We start from the raw sequence: 3,430 nt of genomic DNA, 5'->3' as shown, positions 1-3,430 counted from the left end.
GAGTTCGAGGCCAACTACCATCGACAACGCGCTGGTCAGGCCGCGACCGTCTGACTTAAACCAACAGGCCTCCGCGATTGCCGGGGCGGTTCATTGCCTCTCATCGGCCAAAAGTTAGCTCAATCGCATTGTTGCCAAGCACAAATTCCTGAGGATTTTTGAACCCATAGTTGCTAAAGAAGCTACCTGTCCAGGCGGCTCTTGCTGAGTCCTCAAGTGACAGCCCAGAGGCTCTGTTCGACATGAATTCAGACCAGTTCACTGAGTTGCCTTTCCCAGCAATACTCGGGTGCAGCCAGCATGCCTCCACGCTATTGACTTCCACGCCCTCGCGCGCGAGTCGCTGCATGGCGCTCGCAACCATGTCAGTGCCTGACCCTTTGCTGGCTCTCACAGCCGCTTCTTGGCTTGCCTTGACCCAGGGACAGTACACCGCTGTTTACTTCAACCGTGAGGCCGTGAGTGCCCGTGTTGCCGTAAGTTAGACGAATTTGACCGCTAGCCCCTCGCTGTCGGTTCGATGTGAAATGGCCGACCGAAGGTCTGCAACAACTTGCTGCAGTTCTGTGGATTCATTCAGCAGGCCTACATCTTCCACGACCTCACCAAGCATTGCCAAAAATACGGGCGCTTCACATAAGCCCGAATTTTTCCGGGCATATTCATAAGCAACAGCCCTATTGGCTCGATAAAGCATGCTAAAGGCAAAGGCGCGCAAATGCACATCTCCGGCCGTCGAACGCAACAGATTCAACGCCAACCGGCCGCCCGTCGCAGGTTCGAGATGAACCACGTCCATGAGCGCTTGAGAAGCTTGCTCGTAGTCCTCAAGGCACTCTACCTGCCTTACCAAATCTTCAATCTTTGTAGGCAACTTAATCTCCAATCGGCATAAACCTGAGTGTTGAAAGGTAGTTTGTACCGTCTGGCAATATGGCCCAAGTACTATTGACTCGCAACGAACCATTTGGTCCGGTGAGCGTGCCAGGCACCCAGACCCGATTGGTCGGAGTTACCGATTGCCCGGTTTCAAGCAAATTCCTCAAGATGAGGTCATTATTTTCGAGAGTGTTCTTGAGGCCAATGCTTTCGAAGTTCTGTGCCATAGCTTGCGAACGCTCGAAATTGTGCTGCATATTTTTTAGTTGGTCGATACGCACCTGATTTCCGGGGTCGAGGTCAAATGCTTTTCTGTTCTGCACGCTTGCAGCTCGGACAGCTCCAGCGATGGATTTGGGGAACCACCGCGCGCGTACACCTCCACCTTGTCGACCGGAATCACGACACCGTCTTGCCTCACTACCGAGATTACGCGTCCGTTGGGCGCCGTAATTCACTGCGCTGAAGCAAGGCAGCCTCTGCTGTATTGCCAAAAGTAGAAAGTCCGCTCACGGCGGACTTTGTGCAGTCGGTGGCAGGTCTAGTCGCTACGAAGCGAACTCGTCCACTATCTGGGCGATACCCTCCGGCGAAATATCAAAGCCGACACGTTGTCCAGGGTTGACAACCAAGCCATGTCCTGCGGGCATTCTGCGAAGCAGCTCTCGGCCTTTTATGGCGAGGCAGTAGGGGGTCATCGCAGCGTAGTCCGTCACCCGTTCCTTGGCTGAAAAGCAAGCCAGCATGGGCACTCCGTCTTTGGAGAACAGCAACGGCTGGAAGCCGGACCAATCCTCTTGAACCGGCGCGGCGCTCGGCAGCGCAAGCTCCGCGGCAGCGAGGCTCGCTAGCACATCCTTGACCGCAAACTCTCCACGCTGGGCTCGAGCCAACCTGGACTCGAAGTCGTTCAACGGTGCAAACTCATCGGTCACGTCACGCTCCCAAAAGCATCTGGATAGAGACCTCGCGCCTGCTGCTCGCCAATGGTGTCCGCATAGCGCTCGTGTTGCTCCCAAAATGTTCCACAGGCCGAGCATTGATGCAGCCGCGAGTGAAGGTCATATCGAACGGATAGCTCCGGGGGCCGCTGCCCCGCCTCCCAGAGTCCGCGGCACACTGGACACCCCTTGTCTTTCCATTCCATCATCAGAACCTCTTCATCGGTATCCACTCGCCGTTCGGGCCAAGCTGGAACAGAACAGACCCGCTCGGTACCTGGTTGCCACCCGGAATGACGAATTCACGAGTCGGGTTGACAAGATAACCCGCGTTCGGCCCATCACCAAGCCGCACCGCAGTGTTACCGCCCTCCAGGAAGTGCGGCCAACCGCCTGCATCTGCGGCAGTTGGTCGCGTGATGGTCATGCCATTAGTCGGGAAGCTGAGCCCGTAGATGTCGCCACCATTCAGATAAGCCGATTCGGCCGACGGAGCCCGACCCATATAGAGGGCTGCGTCAGCGGCGTTCTTAACCATCGCCGAGTCCTCCAGCGGCATCATGAAGAACGACTTGCCCGAGCGCCCGATGGTCGCACCGTCGCGCGTGTAGTAGCCAAGGTTACTGTCGCCGAAGAACGCGACACCGTAGGACTTGTCTGCAGCCGCTGCATCTGCCAAACCGCCGGTATTGCCAAATCATGCAACCGGAATCGCGCGCTTTGCAAACTTATCTGCGAGTTGACGACTCTTCTGACTCGCCCATTTGGAGCTTGCCACATCCTCAAGCGCGGGCTTAATCAGTAGCAGTTCTTCCGGCTGCAATTCCGGCACCCAATTTAAAGCCAAACTCGCCCATTGTTCGGTTTTGAATCCCAATCCAGCGCCTACAAGTCTCCAGTACGGGAACGGGCTCGAGGGTGCGCATTCGTGGGCAAACTCTTCAAACATTGATTTAACGTCAGAGTATTTGCGTTCCAGTAGAACGACCACCCGCCAGAAGTCGGTGGTTTCCTGCAACGGAAATACTCCGTTCTTTGCTTCCACCAGCCATTTTCCGGACTCTGAGCAACCAACGCGTACGCCATTGGAAATCTCAAGCACCTTAAATTGCTGCGAGTTCAATTTAATGCCCCTCATGGTGGACAACTGTGAAGCCCTTTGAGTTCATAAAGTCGACATACTGCTGACGAACCTCCGGGGTCCAATTCTGCCAGAAATGACCACTCCCCTCAGTAGAGAGGATTTCTCCATTCGCGCCGCGAGAGAATATACCGCCAACGACTCTATTTGTATCAGCGCCAAGCGCTTCGGCGAGTGGTGAATGCTTCATTCCGTTGCCAACAAGGAAAGTTGAGGAATCAGGGTCGAATACATATTCCACGTTCTTGCCGGGGAAGTAGTTCCGCAACGCTGCCACAGACTCGCTTGAGGGCGCGACCCCAATCGTTCCGGGTATCGGCCCAGCACCGCCTCCCCAAGGGTTGTTTGGGCCCGTCCGGGACGTCGCGCCCAAGCTAGGGAAGGTCTGCAAAACTCTGCCGGCCATCTTGCCTGATGGCCCAAGGCTTGCGAGGATGTAGGCATGAAGCAGCAAAGCCTCGGACTGAAC

Annotated in this window: 6 protein-coding genes; all 6 read right to left on the bottom strand. The window is 55.7% G+C overall.

The features are described from left to right. Window positions 1-481 precede the first annotated feature (481 nt). Window positions 482-874: a hypothetical protein gene (locus BMY53_RS25195; protein ID WP_143074258.1), complete on the bottom strand. Its 393-nt coding sequence runs from the start codon at window positions 872-874 to the stop codon at window positions 482-484. Between the two features lies 1 nt (window position 875). Continuing rightward, window positions 876-1,202: a hypothetical protein gene (locus BMY53_RS25790; protein ID WP_143074257.1), complete on the bottom strand. Its 327-nt coding sequence runs from the start codon at window positions 1,200-1,202 to the stop codon at window positions 876-878. Window positions 1,203-1,427: 225 nt separating this feature from the next. Continuing rightward, entirely contained in the window at window positions 1,428-1,814 is a 387-nt protein-coding gene (locus BMY53_RS25190) for an SseB family protein (protein WP_177201053.1), read from the bottom strand. Between the two features lie 214 nt (window positions 1,815-2,028). Further along, on the bottom strand, window positions 2,029-2,499 hold the full coding sequence (locus tag BMY53_RS25185) for a hypothetical protein (RefSeq protein WP_092949922.1): 471 nt from the start codon (window positions 2,497-2,499) through the stop codon (window positions 2,029-2,031). Between the two features lie 18 nt (window positions 2,500-2,517). Further along, window positions 2,518-2,943, bottom strand: coding sequence for a hypothetical protein (locus BMY53_RS25785; RefSeq protein ID WP_143074256.1), 426 nt, complete (start codon window positions 2,941-2,943; stop codon window positions 2,518-2,520). 1 nt (window position 2,944) lies between these two features. Beyond that, on the bottom strand, window positions 2,945-3,430 hold a 486-nt coding region (locus BMY53_RS25180; protein ID WP_143074255.1), incomplete at its 5' end, for a polymorphic toxin type 43 domain-containing protein.

Source organism: Roseateles sp. YR242 (genome assembly GCF_900109745.1).
Lineage (GTDB): Bacteria > Pseudomonadota > Gammaproteobacteria > Burkholderiales > Burkholderiaceae_C > Roseateles.
The sequence above is the reverse complement of the archived record's forward strand: the minus strand, read 5'-3'. Positions and strand labels throughout refer to the sequence as shown.